A 14,786-nucleotide genomic window follows, 5' to 3' on the forward strand; every position below is an offset into this window, starting at 1 on the left:
TGATAATAGCAGATGAACTTGGATATATTTCTTTTGATAAAGAAGCCTCTGAGCTCTTATTCACCTATCTTTCCTTAAGAGCAGGAAGAAAATCTACAATAATAACTACAAATTTATCATTTGAAAGGTGGGATGAAATATTTAAAGATCCAGTAATGACAGCTGCAATAATAGATAGACTTACACATAAATCATATATTGTAAATATGAATGGTAATTCTTATAGATTAAAAGAAACTAAACTTTGGTTAGAAAAGCAATAATTTTTTTACCTTAACTAGAGGAGAATTCGATTAGAATTTAGAGGAAATTTCGGTTGACAAATACAGTACTAGAAGAGCTGCAAGCAAAGGTGTGAAAAGAGAGAAGTACAGTAGGCAGTATGCCTTTAGTAGTAAAATGAAATGTGCTTTCTGTGGTGGAACAATAGGACGACGTTCTTAGCATGGTAATACTAAGAATAAAAAAGTAGTTTGGGCATGTATTACCGGAACTAAAAAAGGTAAAAAATATTGCCCTCACAGTAAAGGTATTAGTGAATCTGCGATTGAAGATGCATTTGTCGATGCGTTTAATACGTTAACAACCAGCAATAGAGGTATGGTTGAAGAGTTTCTTCAAAATATTGAAGAGACTATCGGTGAATCCACAGTTACCAAAAAGCTCAAAAAGCTTAGTGATGAAAAAGAAAATTTGAAGTATAAGTTAGGTAAGCTTGTAGAAATGAATCTTGAAAATATCATTACTAAGGAAACTTACGAAGAGAAATATAATGCTACAACAATGGAGCTTGAAAGAGTTGAAGAAGAGTTAAGTAATCTTGATGAAGCTTATGAGCAAGAAAAGCAACTGAAAGATAAACTTAGATCTTTCAGAAAAGCATTTGATAACAATGAAGCTTTAGAATCATTTGATCGTGAAATATTTGAAAATGTTATTGATCATGTGATTGTTGGAAAAAAAAATGAAGATGGGACACAAAATCCATATTCAGTTACTTTTGTATTCAAAGCAGGTATGGAATCTGAGGAGGATATATCTAGAAAAAAAGCTAAGGGAATACATGATAAACACTCCGATATTATGTATTCCCATAACGCAGACGACACATATCGAATGCGTGGTAGGAATACAGAAAATTCAACAACAAAATTAGATCATAAAATGGCTAATTATCAGGGGCAACGACTTATTCTCTGGAATGACAGTTTTATTATTTATCAGATTTTAGTATTGAATATATTAATTTATTATGCTATAGTATACGTTGATATAATTGAGAATTTAGGAGGAACTAAACTATGACAGCTTCAATGCGTTTAAGATAAGCCAGCAATAAAAAGAGCAATTCTATCCACAGTGATAGGCTTTTTGTTGTGCTTATTTATACGATGTTGGAGTTGATTAAGGTAAGGATTAGCTTCTTTGCTATACCTTTCTTTAGTGTATCCTCATATTGTATATATGCAGATCGAAGTCACATTGTGGGACTGGGTCTGCATTTTTATTGCCTAAAATAATTATGATTTTAATTGGAAGAATTATTTTAGAAAAATATAGGAGTAGATAAAATGGAAAAATATAATTGGAAACAGAGGTTTTTTACAATATATGCAGGTCAGGCAGTTTCACTTATTACAAGTGCTATATTACAAATGGCGATTATCTTTTATATTACAGAAAAGACGGGATCTGCCATGGTATTATCAATAGCTTCACTTATTGGTTTTCTACCATATGCAGTCTTAGGACCTGCTATTGGTGTTTTAGTTGACCGTTATAATAGAAAGACGATTATGATAATAGCAGATTTAATTATTGCTATAGCAGGTGCAGTATTAGCATTTATTGCATTATATATGGAAATTCCGATATGGATGATTATGGTGGTGCTTTTTATACGAAGTGTTGGAACAGCTTTTCATTCCCCAGCATTAAGTGCTGTAACACCACTTTTAGTACCAGAAGATCAATTAACCAAATGTGCTGGCTACAGCCAATCATTGCAATCTATAAGCTATATTATTAGCCCAGCTGCCGCAGCCTTTTTATATTCTATTTGGGAATTAAATGCGATTATAGCAATTGATGTATTTGGTGCCATAGTTGCTATTATTGCACTAGCATTGATAGAAATCCCTAAGCTTGATGTAGAAAAGCAAGAATTAAGCCTAAGTTTTATAAAAGAGATGAAAGATGGCTTTTATATTTTGAAAGAAAATAAAGGGTTATTTGCTTTGTTACTAATAGGTACTTTATATATGCTGGTTTACATGCCAATCAATGCACTTTATCCATTAATTAGTATGGAATACTTTAAAGGAACACCTATGCATGTATCTATTACAGAAATAGCCTATGCTTCAGGCATGCTCATAGGAAGCATGCTGTTAGGGTTATTTGGTAGCTACAAAAAGCGAATAATACTAATAACTGCATCTATTTTTATGATGGGAGCCAGTTTGACTATTTCGGGATTACTTCCTCCAAGTGGCTTTGTGGTATTTGCATTATGTTGTGCAATTATGGGACTCTCCGTTCCGTTTTATAGTGGTGTTCAAACGGCACTTTTCCAAGAGAGAATTAAGCCTGAATATTTAGGACGTGTATTTTCCCTAACAGGTAGCATTATGTCTTTAGCTATGCCCGTTGGATTAATACTATCTGGGTTATTTGCGGATAGAATCGGCGTAAGCAATTGGTTCTTAATATCTGGAATCTTAATTATAGGGATTGCAATGATTTGTCCATTTATTCTAGTAATTAAGGGTTTAGATGAAAAATAAAAGAAGGAAATAAAAAATATGAGGAGGTACACTTATGTATTATATATTTATGTAATTCTTCCTGCTTAAATCGCAGGGTTTTTCCTGCGAATAGGTATGAGAACATGCGATTTTAGACAGGAGGAAAGAAAAATGGAATTATTAATAAAAGCGAAAGATATATTTGTAGAATATACAGGACGTGATATTTTAGACATTGATGAATTGGAGTTATATAGTTATGATCGTATTGGGTTAGTTGGGGCAAATGGTACAGGTAAAAGTACCTTATTAAAAGTATTGTTAGGAGAATTAACCCCACCTGGATGCAAGCTTAATCGTATAGGAGAATTTGCATATATTCCCCAGTTAGATGAAATAGTTACGCAAGAGGTTAAAGACTTTTCAATAATGGGAAAGCTAGGTGTTGGGGATTTAGATAGGAAGATAATGAGTGGTGGTGAAGAGACCAGGTTAAAAATAGCACAAGCCCTATCAGGCCATGTGCATGGTATTTTTGCTGATGAGCCAACGAGCCATTTAGACCGTCAGGGAATTGACTTTTTAATCGGGCAGCTAAAGTATTTTTATGGTGCACTACTCATTATTAGTCATGATCGTTATTTTCTCGATGAGGTTGTTGATAAGATATGGGAGCTAAAGGATGGGAATATCACAGAGTATTGGGGGAACTATTCTGATTACCTTCATCAGAAAGAGGAAGAATATAAAAACCAGGCCACAAAATATAAGCAATTTATCGCTGAGAAAGAGCGATTGGAAAAAGCGGCAGAAGAAAAACGAAACCAAGCAAATAAAATGAGCCAGAAGACAAAGGGTGCAGCTAAGAAAGATAAATCCAAAAGTGGTGGACGTTTAGCACATCAGAAAACTATAGGAAGCAAGCAAAAAACATTGCATAATGCTGCTAAGTCCATTGAGCAAAGAATTGAAGATTTGGGAGAAATACAGGCTCCAGAAAATATCAGTACCATTCGTTTTAGACAGAGCAAGGCACTCGAACTTCATAATCCTTATCCTATTATTGGAGAGGAAGTGAATAAGAATTTTGGGGATAATGTGTTATTTAAGAAAGCTTCCTTCCAAATCCCTCTTGGAGCAAAGGTGGCACTAGTTGGTGGGAATGGTACTGGAAAAACAACTTTAATTGAAATGATATTAAACCATGAAGATGGTATATCAACCTCCCCTAAGGCAGAAATAGGCTACTTTTCCCAAAATGGGTACAAATATAACCATAATCAAAAGGTTATGGAATTTATGAAGGAAGATTGTGACTACAATATTACTGAAATCCGCTCAGTACTCTCTTCCATGGGAATTAAAGATGGGGATATTAACAAAGAACTATCTGTTTTAAGTGGTGGTGAAATTATTAAACTGTTACTAGCTAAAATGCTTATGGGTAGGTATAATATATTATTAATGGATGAACCAAGTAATTTTCTTGATATACCTAGCCTAGAGGCGCTGGAAGTGTTAATGAAAGGGTATGCTGGAACGATAATATTTATTAGTCATGATAGAAAGCTAGTGGATAATGTAGCCGACATAGTTTATGAAATCAAAGATAAAAAATTAAACTTAGTTCGATAATTATTTTATTTATTTACAATTAAAAGAAGGAGTTGTTGTTTTATGTTTAATAATAGCATTGTAGTAACCTGGGAGGGGTATAGCCTCCCGTAAGTTTATATGAAATCAAAATAGCTTTAGGAGGATAAAAAAATTGAATAAAATAGATATGACGAATTTAGGGCTTAATAAAAGATTTATAACTGAGTCTACTTTATATAAAGAGCTTTATATTGGGAGAGTTATTTCGGAGTACAAAAACCTATACAAGGTTGTAACAGAAGATGGTGAATTAACAGCAGAAATTTCTGGTAAGCTTCGTTTTAAGGTAAAAAATGTCTCCGATTATCCCGCAGTAGGGGATTTTGTTATGATAGATCGAACAGAAGATATCAGTGGAAACGCAATTATTCATACCATACTCACAAGAAAAAGTGCCTTTATTAGAAAGGCAGCAGGAACATCAAATGATAATCAAATTGTAGCTTCAAATATTGATACGGTTTTTATTTGTATGTCTCTTAATAATGATTTTAATATTCGTAGAATAGAACGTTACCTTGGAATTGCCTGGGATAGTGGAGCAAAGCCTGTCATTGTGCTTACTAAATCAGATTTGTGCAAGGATCTTTCTGAAAAGCTGACAGAAATTGATACTGTAGCAATGGGAGTAGATGTAATAGTTACTTCAAGTATGAGTGAGGATGGCTACTTGCCAATAAAAAGTTATCTTGGCAGTGGAAAGACTATTGCATTTATAGGATCATCAGGTGTTGGAAAGTCTACTTTGATTAATAAGGTTATTGGTGAAAATATTCTTGAAACTAATGGAATACGAAATGATGATAAAGGCAGACACACTACAACCAGGCGAGAGATGATTGTCATCCCAAATGGTGGTGTTGTTATTGACACTCCAGGAATGAGGGAAATAGGAATTGAAAGTGTTGATTTATCAAAAACCTTTACTGACATTGATGAGTTGTCGGCTAAGTGTAAGTTTAGCGACTGTACCCATTCTAATGAGCCAAAATGTGCGGTGCAAGAGGCCATAAGAGCTGGATTACTATCCAAAGATAGGCTTGAGAGCTATCTGAAACTCAAAAAAGAAGCTAAATATGAAGGATTAAATTCTAGGCAAATAGAAAATGAAAAGCTTAATGAAATTTTCAAGGAATTTGGCGGCATGAAGAGTGCCCGAAAGATGCTGAAAGAGAAGAGTAAGTCAAGGTAGAAATGTTAATACACTGGATAGATTCAATGGAGGTTTTTTATGCGTAGTAATAAAGTACTAGACCAAGTAAGTAAAATAGAGGATATGGAAATTCAATTAACTAAATTCAATTCCAAAAGGGCTCTTTCAAAAATTGATAAAAGGTTAGAGGTAAGGAAAATAGGAAACTGCAGTTTAATTTACGAACCTAACAGTCCTAACTCCATTTATTATAATAGAGTAAAGGGATTTGGAATGAAAGATATAGATAAACTAGATCAGATACTGGATATATACAGAGAACAAAACATAATTCCATGCTTTGATATGACACCTAACAATATTAATGGAGAAGTTTCAACAGCCTTGTTTAATCATGGTTATACAGTTTTTGAGCAGTTAGCATTTATGCAGGTAATTCCTAAGGTGTATGAAGGCTCTATAAATGAAATAGATATAGTTGAAGTAACAAAAGAAAATGCTGAAGAATTCGTAAACATAGTAATAGAATCCAATGGTGGTATGGACATTGATGCATCGGTAATAAAAAGAAGAGCACCATATTTTTATAAGCCTAACTTTTACAATTTTATTTCCTATATTGGAGGGAAGGTCGCGGGTATTGGCTCGCTTTTTATCAATAATAAAGAAGGATACATTGCTAATGATTACTCTTTTAAAGATTTTAGAGAAAAGGGAAGTCAAAAAGCATTATTAATGTACAGGATTAATAAAGCAAAAGAGTTGGGATTGGAAAAATTGTATACAGATGTAGAGTTTGGTTCTATCAGTCATAATAACATGCAAAAACTGGGACTTGAAACTGTATTCGTTAATTCATATTGGACCAAATAAAATACTTTAATTGTACCTTGGGTATTGTAAAAAGAAGATGTCTTTAGTTGTATCCTAGGGATAGGAGACAGCTAAAACAAAATTGGTATTTAATAGTGTGGGTTGCTGTTAATCTCCCCCTTATTCACAATACATCAGAAGTCCGTTCAATGTTTGCCTCTATGGGTTTTGCACAAAATTATTGGGAAAAGATTATTTATCTTAAGTAGTGGTGAAATTATTAAGTTATTGTTACCTAAAATGCTTATGGGTAGATATAACATATTATTAATAGATGAACTTTCTTGATATACCTAGCTTGGGGGCATTGGAAATGTTAATGAAAGAGTACACTGAAAGGATTATATTTATTAGCCATGATAAAAAACTAGTAGATAATGTAGCAGATGTAGTTTATGAAATTAAGGATAGGAAAATAAATCGATTATAATTAGTTCAATATTAATAAATTAATTTTGAAACAAGGAGTGAATATTATGTTTGGACCAGATAAGAAAAAGCTTTATCCGAATGAAAACATAAAAACAGTTTGTTATATAAGTAATTTGCCAAAACGGCCCAATGTAGAAATTGGAGAATATACCTATTATAGCGATAATAAAAAGTCCCCAGAGAAATTCTATGACAATATAGAGCACCACTACGAATTTCTAGGGGATAAACTGATAATAGGAAAGTTCTGTGCAATTGCAGAGGGTGTTAAGTTTATTATGAATGGTGCAAATCATAGATTGGATGGAATTACAACCTATCCCTTTAATATCTTTGGCCAAGGATGGGAAAAGGTGACTCCTACAATTGAACAACTTCCTTTTAAGGGAGATACAGTGATTGGCAATGATGTATGGATAGGTCAAAATGTTACCATTATGCCGGGTATTAAAATTGGTGATGGTGCGATTATTGCCGCTAATTCAACAGTAGTGAAAAGTGTTGATCCATATACAATATATGGTGGGAATCCAGCTAAGTTTATCAAAAAACGCTTTAGTGACGAAAAGATTGAATTCTTGCTAAAGCTTCAATGGTGGAATTGGAGCGAAGAGGAGATATTTAACAATCTTGAAAAATTAACATCAGAAACTGGGTTAGAAGAATTAATGGATAAATGGGAGGAAAATCAATGAATAAACAAGAATTATATCAAACCGCTTTTGGTATAATTAATCATAAAAAATTACGGAACTTTGGAACTTCAGGGCATGTTGCGTGTGCGTTGGAGACAAATAAGGGTAACATCTTTACAGGCATATGCATTGACTTGCCATGTTCTATTGGATTATGTGCTGAACAGTCAGCTATTGCTGAAATGGTAAAGAATAATGAAACTATAATCAAAAGGATTGTCGCTGTATTTGAAGATGGGAGTATACTTCCACCATGTGGAAGGTGTAGGGAGTTCATTGTACAGATAGATAATCAAAATATAGAGACCCAAATTGTGTTACCTGAAATGGAAGAAGTGCTGCTGAAAGATTTATTACCGGAAAGGTGGGATGTCAAATGGGACTAAAAAAGATAACTAGCAAAGTCTTTTATTATCCACATCAACCAGAAACTGATCGGCCTATGCTAGCATACTTAAAAGGAGATAAAATTGTACTTGCCATTGATGCAGGAAATTCAGCAGACCATGTTGATGAATTTTATAAATCCCTAAAAATTGAGGGCCTAAAGAAGCCAGATTTTACAGTCATCACTCATTGGCATTGGGACCATACCTTTGGAATGCATAAAATTCATGGTTTGTCCATTGCACACCATAAAACCAACGAGTTTTTGAAACAGGAAAGAGCCAAACTATCTGATAGTGCATATACAAAATTTTTGATAAATGATGATGAGTGCCTTAGTAGAGAATATGCAGATAATAAAAGAATTATTGTTGTTCCATCAGATATCCAATTTGAAAAGGAACTTACCATTAATCTAGGTGGAATAACTGCAAAGATTTTTCATACCGTATCTCCTCATTCGGAAGATACGGTGCTTATCTATATTCCTGAGGAAAGGATATTGTTTTTGGGAGATTCAACAAGTGAGGATTTCTTCAATGATGATTACATGGATAGGGAAAAATTAAGGACATTAATAAATTTAATAGAAAGTATCGACTGTAAATATTGTATTTTAAGTCATACAGAACCTCTAGCTAAATCAGATTTATTAGATTACTTAAAATCCATTCTAAAATAAACCGACTAAACTGTGCACAGATTGTCGGATGAATAAACGTGTCTTTTGATAATATTGATGATGAAGGGAGGTTATTCTATGGATTCCTTAAGCAGTATGAATAATGCATTGGAATATATTGAGGAGCATTTAACTGGAGTTATTGACCATAAAGAGGTAGCTAAAATTGCTCATTGCTCAGAGTATCATTTTAGTAGAATGTTTTCTTTTCTATCAGGTATAAGCTTATCAGAGTATATTCGTAGAAGAAAACTAACCCTGGCAGCGACTGATTTGAAGGATCCAGGTCTAAGGATAATTGATGTTGCTATCAAATATGGGTATAATTCAGCCGACTCCTTTTCTCGTGCCTTTTACTCTATGCATGACATTCTCCCCTCTGTAGCAAGAGAGGAAAATTCGAAATTAAGGGCTTATCCTAGAATGACCTTTCAATTATCAATTAAAGGAGGATGCGAGATGAATTATCGTATCGTTGAAAAAGAGGCGTTTAATTTGGTGGGATTTAAAAAGAGGGTTCCAATTGTTTTTGAAGGCGTAAATCCAGAGATTGCGAAAATGACTGAGCTTTTAACTCCTGAGATTATTAAAGAATTAAAAGGAATTTCAAATGTAGAACCAAGGGGTATTATTAGTGCCTCTACTAATTTTTCTGAAGGTAGGATGGAAGAAGAGGGAGAATTAGACCATTATATTGGAGTGGCAACATCAAAAGGTGAAGAAGCAGAATTTGATATATTAAAAGTAGAAGCTAATACTTGGGTAGTATTTGAATCTATTGGACCATTCCCTGAAACACTTCAAAATATATGGGGCAGGATATACTCAGAATGGTTTCCATCATCGGGATATGAGATAGCCCCGGGTCCAGAAATTTTATGGAATGAGAGCCCAGACACAAGGAATCCAAAATATAAAAGTGAAATATGGATACCGGTTAAAAAAGATATTAAATAAATATGGTGAACTTTGATGTTTAAAAAATAAGGTCAAAAAGCCCCGAAGATACTAGGTTTCATAAAATGAAAGTAAATCCATCTACTCTACTTTAGCCCTCGATATGTGTTCATAGGAATATATTGAGGGTTTATTTTTAGGTAAGAAATAAGCCTAAAATCAGATAGGGTTAAGTTGACTGAATAGATAATATTGTAGGGTTAAGGAGATAGGATAGACGATAACACCCAATCAAAGGTATAGTATAATTTATTGCTTTTACAATAATATCTTTTGAATAATCCAGCTATGTTTGGTCTACGGAGCGTGGATTATTTTTTGAAATACTTAAGTATATAATAAAATCGAGGTGAACACAATGGATATAAAAAGAAAAAAAGAACTTTTGGAAATCTATAGAAACAGACATCCTGAAATGGGTGTAATATCCTACAGTTGTAGAGAAACTGGCGAGGTATTTTTGGGTATCTCCAAAGATACAAAATCAGACTTCAACAGCAATAATATGAAATTGGAAGCCAACTGGCACCCCAATAAACGATTACAGGAACTCTGGAACAAATATGGCTCGGAAGGCTTTGAACTATCAGTTATTAAAGTGTTAAAGTATGATGACCCACATGAAGATCATACAGCAAAATTAGAAAGTTTGAGAGAGCAGTGTCTCGCTGCTGATCCAAATGCAAGGAGGATATGGCGATGAATGAAAAAGTTGTTATGGTATCAAATGGTTATGAGCGTATAGATGGCAGAAACGCCTATAAATCTGGCATCAAACGTTTAACATTAGGTGCACCTATGCTGGAAGAAAATAAAAAAATGCAGATTGCCGCACAGATTTGGAAAAATGATATAGATGGTGAATTGATTCTGGCCCAGGAGCTACCCATCCATCAAATATTTGACCTAATAATCTTTTTGTCCCAGACATTACTTTACTTCAAGGAGGCTTACCGACTCCCCCTTTTATATGACCCGGAAAAACCCCTCGTGGAACGTGTTGGGGTACAAGGTGATGTGCTATCTGTAGAGGTGTGTGTAGACAATCAAAACATCAATGAGGACATCAAAGCATTTGCCCAGAGTCTGAATGATTTAGGGGAATTGATTGGAGAACGCAAGCGGGTGCTTAACCGAATTTTAGAAGAATTGGAGTTATATTAATATGAAACAAACCAGTATTTTATCACCTACCAGAGAGCTATCAGAAGAGGAGAAGTCCCTTGTCTGGCAAAAACCACCTTCACATATTGAGAGTGAAGCAGAAAAACGTATATATCAAGAAGTAGTAAGAAATTGGAATCGTGGTGAAATGAAAATCAATACAATTTTGCTGGAGGGAGATGCTGGTTCGGGAAAAACCCAGCTTGCCAAAGCTTTATCTGCTGATTTTAACCTGCCTTATACTAAAGTAACCTGTTTTGCAGATATGGATAAATCCGATGTGCTGGGTTCTATTCTACCGGTACTGCCGGAAAAAGATGATAAATCAGATACTGTTGAATATCGCTATTATCCGTCAGAAATTGTCCGTGCGTATGAAAATGGATGGCTCTTGGAGATTCAGGAACCCACAGTGATTAGGGATGCTGCTGTTTTAATGGCTCTAAATTCCGCATTAGAACCAGATGGTAGCCTAAACTTACCTACCCGTATCGTACATCGTCATCCTGATTTTATTACCGTTATAACAACAAACCGAGGTTATAATGGCTACCGCCCCCTAAATGAAGCTTTGCGTGATAGAGTACAACATGCAGAAAAACTGGATTTACCACCCAAAGAAGTTATGATGGAACGGGCCAAGGCTAAGACTGGTTATCATTATGAAAGTATTCTTTCTCCTTTAGCCGAAACAATTATGCTGCTGGATGAAACTGCCCAGGCTAATGCTATTAAAGGTGTGGCTGGGATGCGATCCTATATCTTTTGGGTTGATGCCGTTCAAAGCGGTGCCTCGGTACAAAATACTCTTTATTATAAGGTACTTTACAAAATTACCACTGACCCACAGGAGCTTGCCATTTTAGAGCAGGCGCTAGTAAGTCATGACTTGACAGATAAGCTTGAGGAATTGGATATCATCTGTCAATCCCATTCAGACGGAGAGAATCCAGAAGTAATGGAACTTAATATTTCCGAAAATGGAGAGTTCTCTACCAAGACAGATCAAGCTGATAAAAATGCAGTGCGTCTGAGAAAATCAGAAGACAGTGAGGGGCATTCGGATACGAGCAGTGATGAAAATACTGATATTTCAAGCAATGATAATGGAGAAAATGGCACTCCATTCTATCATGAGCTCGATAAATCCGATACAAACGAATTTCAAAAAAAGGAATTTCGTAAACAGTTGAACAGGGAAGCACGGCAAAGTGTTCAAGGCAGCTGCCATGAAGAAATCAAGCTTATTGTCCACCGCCCTGAAGCTACCGCTCAAAACAGGGAAGAGTATCACAACATGGCTGCTACTTTGCTACCAGTCATTCGGGAACTAATCCGCAAAACAAACCCGCTTTTAGAGCATGAAGTTTCCGCTGAATTTTCCAAATCTCAGCTTTATGGCACAAAGTTCTGTGCGGATCAGGCCGCTTCTTTGGATTTCCGCGTATTTGCTCGCAAGCGTCCACCCGAGGAAGAACCCTCCCTTGCGGTTGCTCTCAGGATTGATGAATCAGCGTCAATGTCAGCCTTTGGCCGTTTGGATGCAGCAAAACAAGCAGCTGTCGCTTTATATGAATTCTGCAAAGGGTGTGGCATTCCGATAATGGTTTACGGGGATACAGCAGACCGCTCCAAGCTGGAGCAAATGTCCGTCTATGCCTATGTAGACTTTGAAAGCAAAGATGCAGATGAAAAATATGCTCTTATGAACATTCAGGCACGCAGCAACAATCGGGATGGTATGGCATTGCGCATTATTTCCGATAGATTGCTTAATGTGCCCCAAAAATCCAAATTAATAATCAGCATCAGTGATGGGCAGCCTAAGGCTATGCCTGATTATTCAGGTGAAAAGGCAGCGTATGATATGAAAGATACTTTGCAGGAATTTAGGCGAAAAGGCATCCAGTTCCTAGCTGCAGCTATTGGACAGGATAAGGAGGCTATCCGAGAGCTTTACGGTGCTGAAAACACACTGGATATAACCGATTTGAAGCAGCTTCCAGCAAGATTGGTACAAGTAATCGCAAGGTGTATCTAGTATGATATACTAAGTAGGAATGGAGGTGGTGTTATGGATTGTGTGAAAATAGGCAATTTAATTGCCAAGCTACGAAAGGAAAAAAAACTTACCCAGAAAAACATTGCAGATGCTTTGAATATTCAAAATAAAACGGTTTCAAAATGGGAATGTGGTTTAGGGTGTCCTGATCTATCGCTGTGGCCAGAACTATCTGCTATTTTGGGTGTTGATATGAAACAGATGATGGAGGGTGAAATTACGTCAAATAAGCCGGATAGCGGCAATATTGATAAAGTACGTTTTTACGTCTGTCCTTCCTGTGGAAATATTTTGGTGAGCACAGGAAGTGCTTCTATCTTCTGCTGCGGAAGAAAGTTAGAACGTATCTTGCCTACTGTTGCAACTATTGCACCAAAAATCACGGTAGAGGAAATAGATACTGATTACTTTGCCACTTTTGACCATCCAATGACCAAAGATCATTATCTTTCTTTTGTGGCCTATGTTAAAAGTGACAGAGTATTACTGAACCGCTTGTATCCGGAACAAAGTCCAACATGTAGGTTTCCTGTAATTACGGGTGGTAAACTATATGTTTATTGCATCAAACATGGTTTATCGGTATATTCAGGTATTAGTCAAGCGAAACTGTGAATGCACAGTCTGTTCTTTTTTGTAGGATTTATAATAGACTACTATAATTGATTCAGGGATGTGTTGTTACTAGATGATAGATAGGCTATATTAAATAGGACAACAAAATTCCGAACAATGATATGAATAATATTACAAATATTATTTGGGGGAAAAATGATAAAAGGATTTGTAGGAAGTAAAAGAAAAATTTATATTATTTTTTAATGATCTTAGAATTTAAGAAGATATTAAAATTGTCTCTTCTAAATATTTTGATATGGTGATAAGGATAAAGAAATAAAGCGATTACTTTAAGAAGACATTTGTTAAAGTAATCGCTTTTTCTTTGCCAAATAATTAAAATTCCTCAAGCTTACTCATTCTGTATCTCCATACTGGAAGGGCAATGATTCCAAAAACCATATATTTTAGAAAAAGACTAAGCATATGATTCTGGGATAAAATAATATCTCCATTAAATGTGAAACTATGATGGAAGAACTGAATTACAGGAGTTAGAAGTCCTATTGTAAAAGGTACTGCTATGCCTACCCCTATAAATGTTATAAATAAATTAAGAACATTACTGATTTTAGGGAAGGTATCATTGATAAATAAAATTAAAAGTCCATAGAGAATTACTGCAAGGATTCCAGCACCTGCATCAAGAAGATATTGCAATTTGCCTACAACAAGCTTTGTTGCCACATGAGGATGGAAAAAATATATTGTATAAAATAGGATAACAAAAAAGTCAATTCCAAATGCCATTGTCTTGAAAGAAAACAGGGTAATATTCTTATAAAGTTTTATAAAAAGAACTAATATTGTTAAACATACTCCTAAAAACAATCCTATAAACATAGCAATCACCTGATAAATTATTTTTTTATTTCCTATATCTATAAATTAATTATATCACTCTAATATGGCTGGCGGCCAGACCTAAAATAAAGAAAATAAAAATTACCATATTTTCTGAAAGAACTATTGCAATATTTTCCTATTGGCATTATAATAGTAATCACCAACAGAGTGTTGGTGATTAGAAAGCAATCTGGTAATATGTCAAGATAATATTTTAAAATAAAACAAAAGAAATGTTTAAAAAAGGGTAACCTTAATAGAACCTATGGTTTTTGCAAAAAAAAACAGGTTTAGGATAGGAAAATATTTTATTGAATCTCTCCAACTTTATCATTGGAGTAGATTTGATTTTTAGTCAGCAAGCTAAAAATCAGGCGTACTAATTTACGAGATGTAAGTGCGAGTGCTCTTTTGTGCTGGTGAGTAGTTACTTCACCATATTTTTTGTAGTAATATTCTTTGTACTCAGGATTGAGATTTTTAACACTGTTAGCAGCCTCAATCAAGTAGTATC

15 protein-coding genes and 2 pseudogenes are annotated in these 14,786 nt (G+C 34.8%); 15 read left to right on the forward strand and 2 right to left on the reverse strand.

Annotated features, from left to right (window positions below; translation table 11 throughout):
* The 15 genes and pseudogenes from Q326_RS0113475 to Q326_RS0113550 all read left to right on the forward strand — a co-directional run.
* Window positions 1–263, forward strand: a 263-nt coding sequence (locus Q326_RS0113475; RefSeq protein WP_026895861.1) for an ATP-binding protein, incomplete at its 5' end; no start/stop codon positions are given.
* Between the two features lie 199 nt (window positions 264–462).
* Window positions 463–561: pseudogene (locus Q326_RS19230) on the forward strand (hypothetical protein); the annotation flags it as partial.
* Window positions 562–600: 39 nt separating this feature from the next.
* Window positions 601–1,305 (forward strand): lipocalin/fatty-acid binding family protein, encoded by a 705-nt coding sequence (locus Q326_RS17440; protein ID WP_026895862.1) that lies wholly within the window; start codon window positions 601–603, stop codon window positions 1,303–1,305.
* A 266-nt stretch (window positions 1,306–1,571) separates the two neighbouring features.
* Window positions 1,572–2,786, forward strand: a complete 1,215-nt coding sequence (mef(A), locus tag Q326_RS0113485; protein ID WP_026895863.1) for a macrolide efflux MFS transporter Mef(A) — start codon at window positions 1,572–1,574, stop codon at window positions 2,784–2,786.
* Window positions 2,787–2,918: 132 nt separating this feature from the next.
* Window positions 2,919–4,382, forward strand: coding sequence for an Msr family ABC-F type ribosomal protection protein (locus Q326_RS0113490; protein ID WP_026895864.1), 1,464 nt, complete (start codon window positions 2,919–2,921; stop codon window positions 4,380–4,382).
* 133 nt (window positions 4,383–4,515) lie between these two features.
* Window positions 4,516–5,595 (forward strand): ribosome small subunit-dependent GTPase A, encoded by a 1,080-nt coding sequence (gene rsgA / locus Q326_RS0113495; protein ID WP_026895865.1) that lies wholly within the window; start codon window positions 4,516–4,518, stop codon window positions 5,593–5,595.
* A 39-nt stretch (window positions 5,596–5,634) separates the two neighbouring features.
* Complete coding sequence (locus tag Q326_RS0113500; RefSeq protein ID WP_026895866.1) at window positions 5,635–6,429, forward strand: GNAT family N-acetyltransferase; 795 nt, start codon at window positions 5,635–5,637, stop codon at window positions 6,427–6,429.
* A gap of 476 nt (window positions 6,430–6,905) precedes the next feature.
* Window positions 6,906–7,556 carry a Vat family streptogramin A O-acetyltransferase gene (locus Q326_RS0113515; RefSeq protein ID WP_026895867.1) on the forward strand — a complete coding sequence of 217 codons (651 nt, stop codon included), beginning with the start codon at window positions 6,906–6,908 and terminating at the stop codon, window positions 7,554–7,556.
* Window positions 7,553–7,942, forward strand: a complete 390-nt coding sequence (locus tag Q326_RS0113520; protein ID WP_026895868.1) for a cytidine deaminase family protein — start codon at window positions 7,553–7,555, stop codon at window positions 7,940–7,942. The genes Q326_RS0113515 and Q326_RS0113520 overlap by 4 nt, the downstream gene beginning before the upstream one ends.
* Complete coding sequence (locus Q326_RS0113525) at window positions 7,933–8,625, forward strand: MBL fold metallo-hydrolase (RefSeq protein ID WP_026895869.1); 693 nt, start codon at window positions 7,933–7,935, stop codon at window positions 8,623–8,625. The genes Q326_RS0113520 and Q326_RS0113525 overlap by 10 nt, the downstream gene beginning before the upstream one ends.
* Window positions 8,626–8,703: 78 nt before the next feature.
* Window positions 8,704–9,582, forward strand: coding sequence for an AraC family transcriptional regulator (locus Q326_RS0113530; RefSeq protein ID WP_026895870.1), 879 nt, complete (start codon window positions 8,704–8,706; stop codon window positions 9,580–9,582).
* 358 nt (window positions 9,583–9,940) lie between these two features.
* Window positions 9,941–10,285, forward strand: a complete 345-nt coding sequence (locus tag Q326_RS0113535) for a GIY-YIG nuclease family protein (protein ID WP_026895871.1) — start codon at window positions 9,941–9,943, stop codon at window positions 10,283–10,285.
* On the forward strand, window positions 10,282–10,746 hold the full coding sequence (locus tag Q326_RS0113540) for a DUF6530 family protein (RefSeq protein ID WP_026895872.1): 465 nt from the start codon (window positions 10,282–10,284) through the stop codon (window positions 10,744–10,746). Before Q326_RS0113535 ends, Q326_RS0113540 begins: the two co-directional genes overlap by 4 nt.
* 1 nt (window position 10,747) lies before the next feature.
* Complete coding sequence (locus Q326_RS0113545; protein WP_026895873.1) at window positions 10,748–12,787, forward strand: AAA family ATPase; 2,040 nt, start codon at window positions 10,748–10,750, stop codon at window positions 12,785–12,787.
* 33 nt (window positions 12,788–12,820) lie between these two features.
* Entirely contained in the window at window positions 12,821–13,423 is a 603-nt protein-coding gene (locus tag Q326_RS0113550; protein ID WP_026895874.1) for a helix-turn-helix domain-containing protein, read from the forward strand.
* Window positions 13,424–13,762: 339 nt separating this feature from the next.
* Here Q326_RS0113550 and Q326_RS0113555 read toward each other — a convergent pair whose 3' ends face one another.
* Window positions 13,763–14,269 carry a hypothetical protein gene (locus Q326_RS0113555; protein ID WP_026895875.1) on the reverse strand — a complete coding sequence of 169 codons (507 nt, stop codon included), beginning with the start codon at window positions 14,267–14,269 and terminating at the stop codon, window positions 13,763–13,765.
* 311 nt (window positions 14,270–14,580) lie between these two features.
* A pseudogene (locus Q326_RS18805) lies at window positions 14,581–14,786 on the reverse strand (IS110 family transposase); the annotation flags it as partial.

The organism is Clostridiisalibacter paucivorans DSM 22131 (genome assembly GCF_000620125.1).
Classification (GTDB): domain Bacteria; phylum Bacillota; class Clostridia; order Tissierellales; family Clostridiisalibacteraceae; genus Clostridiisalibacter; species Clostridiisalibacter paucivorans.

Bases quoted from the DNA above. Each gene is read 5' to 3' on its own strand.
- Q326_RS0113520 (WP_026895868.1), top strand. From the start codon at position 7,553: ATGAATAAACAAGAATTATATCAAACCGCTTTTGGTATAATTAATCAT.
- Q326_RS0113550 (WP_026895874.1), top strand. From the start codon at position 12,821: ATGGATTGTGTGAAAATAGGCAATTTAATTGCCAAGCTACGAAAGGAA.
- Q326_RS0113515 (WP_026895867.1), top strand. From the start codon at position 6,906: ATGTTTGGACCAGATAAGAAAAAGCTTTATCCGAATGAAAACATAAAA.
- Q326_RS0113490 (WP_026895864.1), top strand. From the start codon at position 2,919: ATGGAATTATTAATAAAAGCGAAAGATATATTTGTAGAATATACAGGA.
- Q326_RS0113540 (WP_026895872.1), top strand. From the start codon at position 10,282: ATGAATGAAAAAGTTGTTATGGTATCAAATGGTTATGAGCGTATAGAT.
- Q326_RS0113545 (WP_026895873.1), top strand. From the start codon at position 10,748: ATGAAACAAACCAGTATTTTATCACCTACCAGAGAGCTATCAGAAGAG.
- Q326_RS0113525 (WP_026895869.1), top strand. From the start codon at position 7,933: ATGGGACTAAAAAAGATAACTAGCAAAGTCTTTTATTATCCACATCAA.
- Q326_RS0113555 (WP_026895875.1), bottom strand. From the start codon at position 14,269: ATGTTTATAGGATTGTTTTTAGGAGTATGTTTAACAATATTAGTTCTT.
- Q326_RS17440 (WP_026895862.1), top strand. From the start codon at position 601: ATGGTTGAAGAGTTTCTTCAAAATATTGAAGAGACTATCGGTGAATCC.
- Q326_RS0113535 (WP_026895871.1), top strand. From the start codon at position 9,941: ATGGATATAAAAAGAAAAAAAGAACTTTTGGAAATCTATAGAAACAGA.
- Q326_RS0113530 (WP_026895870.1), top strand. From the start codon at position 8,704: ATGGATTCCTTAAGCAGTATGAATAATGCATTGGAATATATTGAGGAG.
- Q326_RS0113500 (WP_026895866.1), top strand. From the start codon at position 5,635: ATGCGTAGTAATAAAGTACTAGACCAAGTAAGTAAAATAGAGGATATG.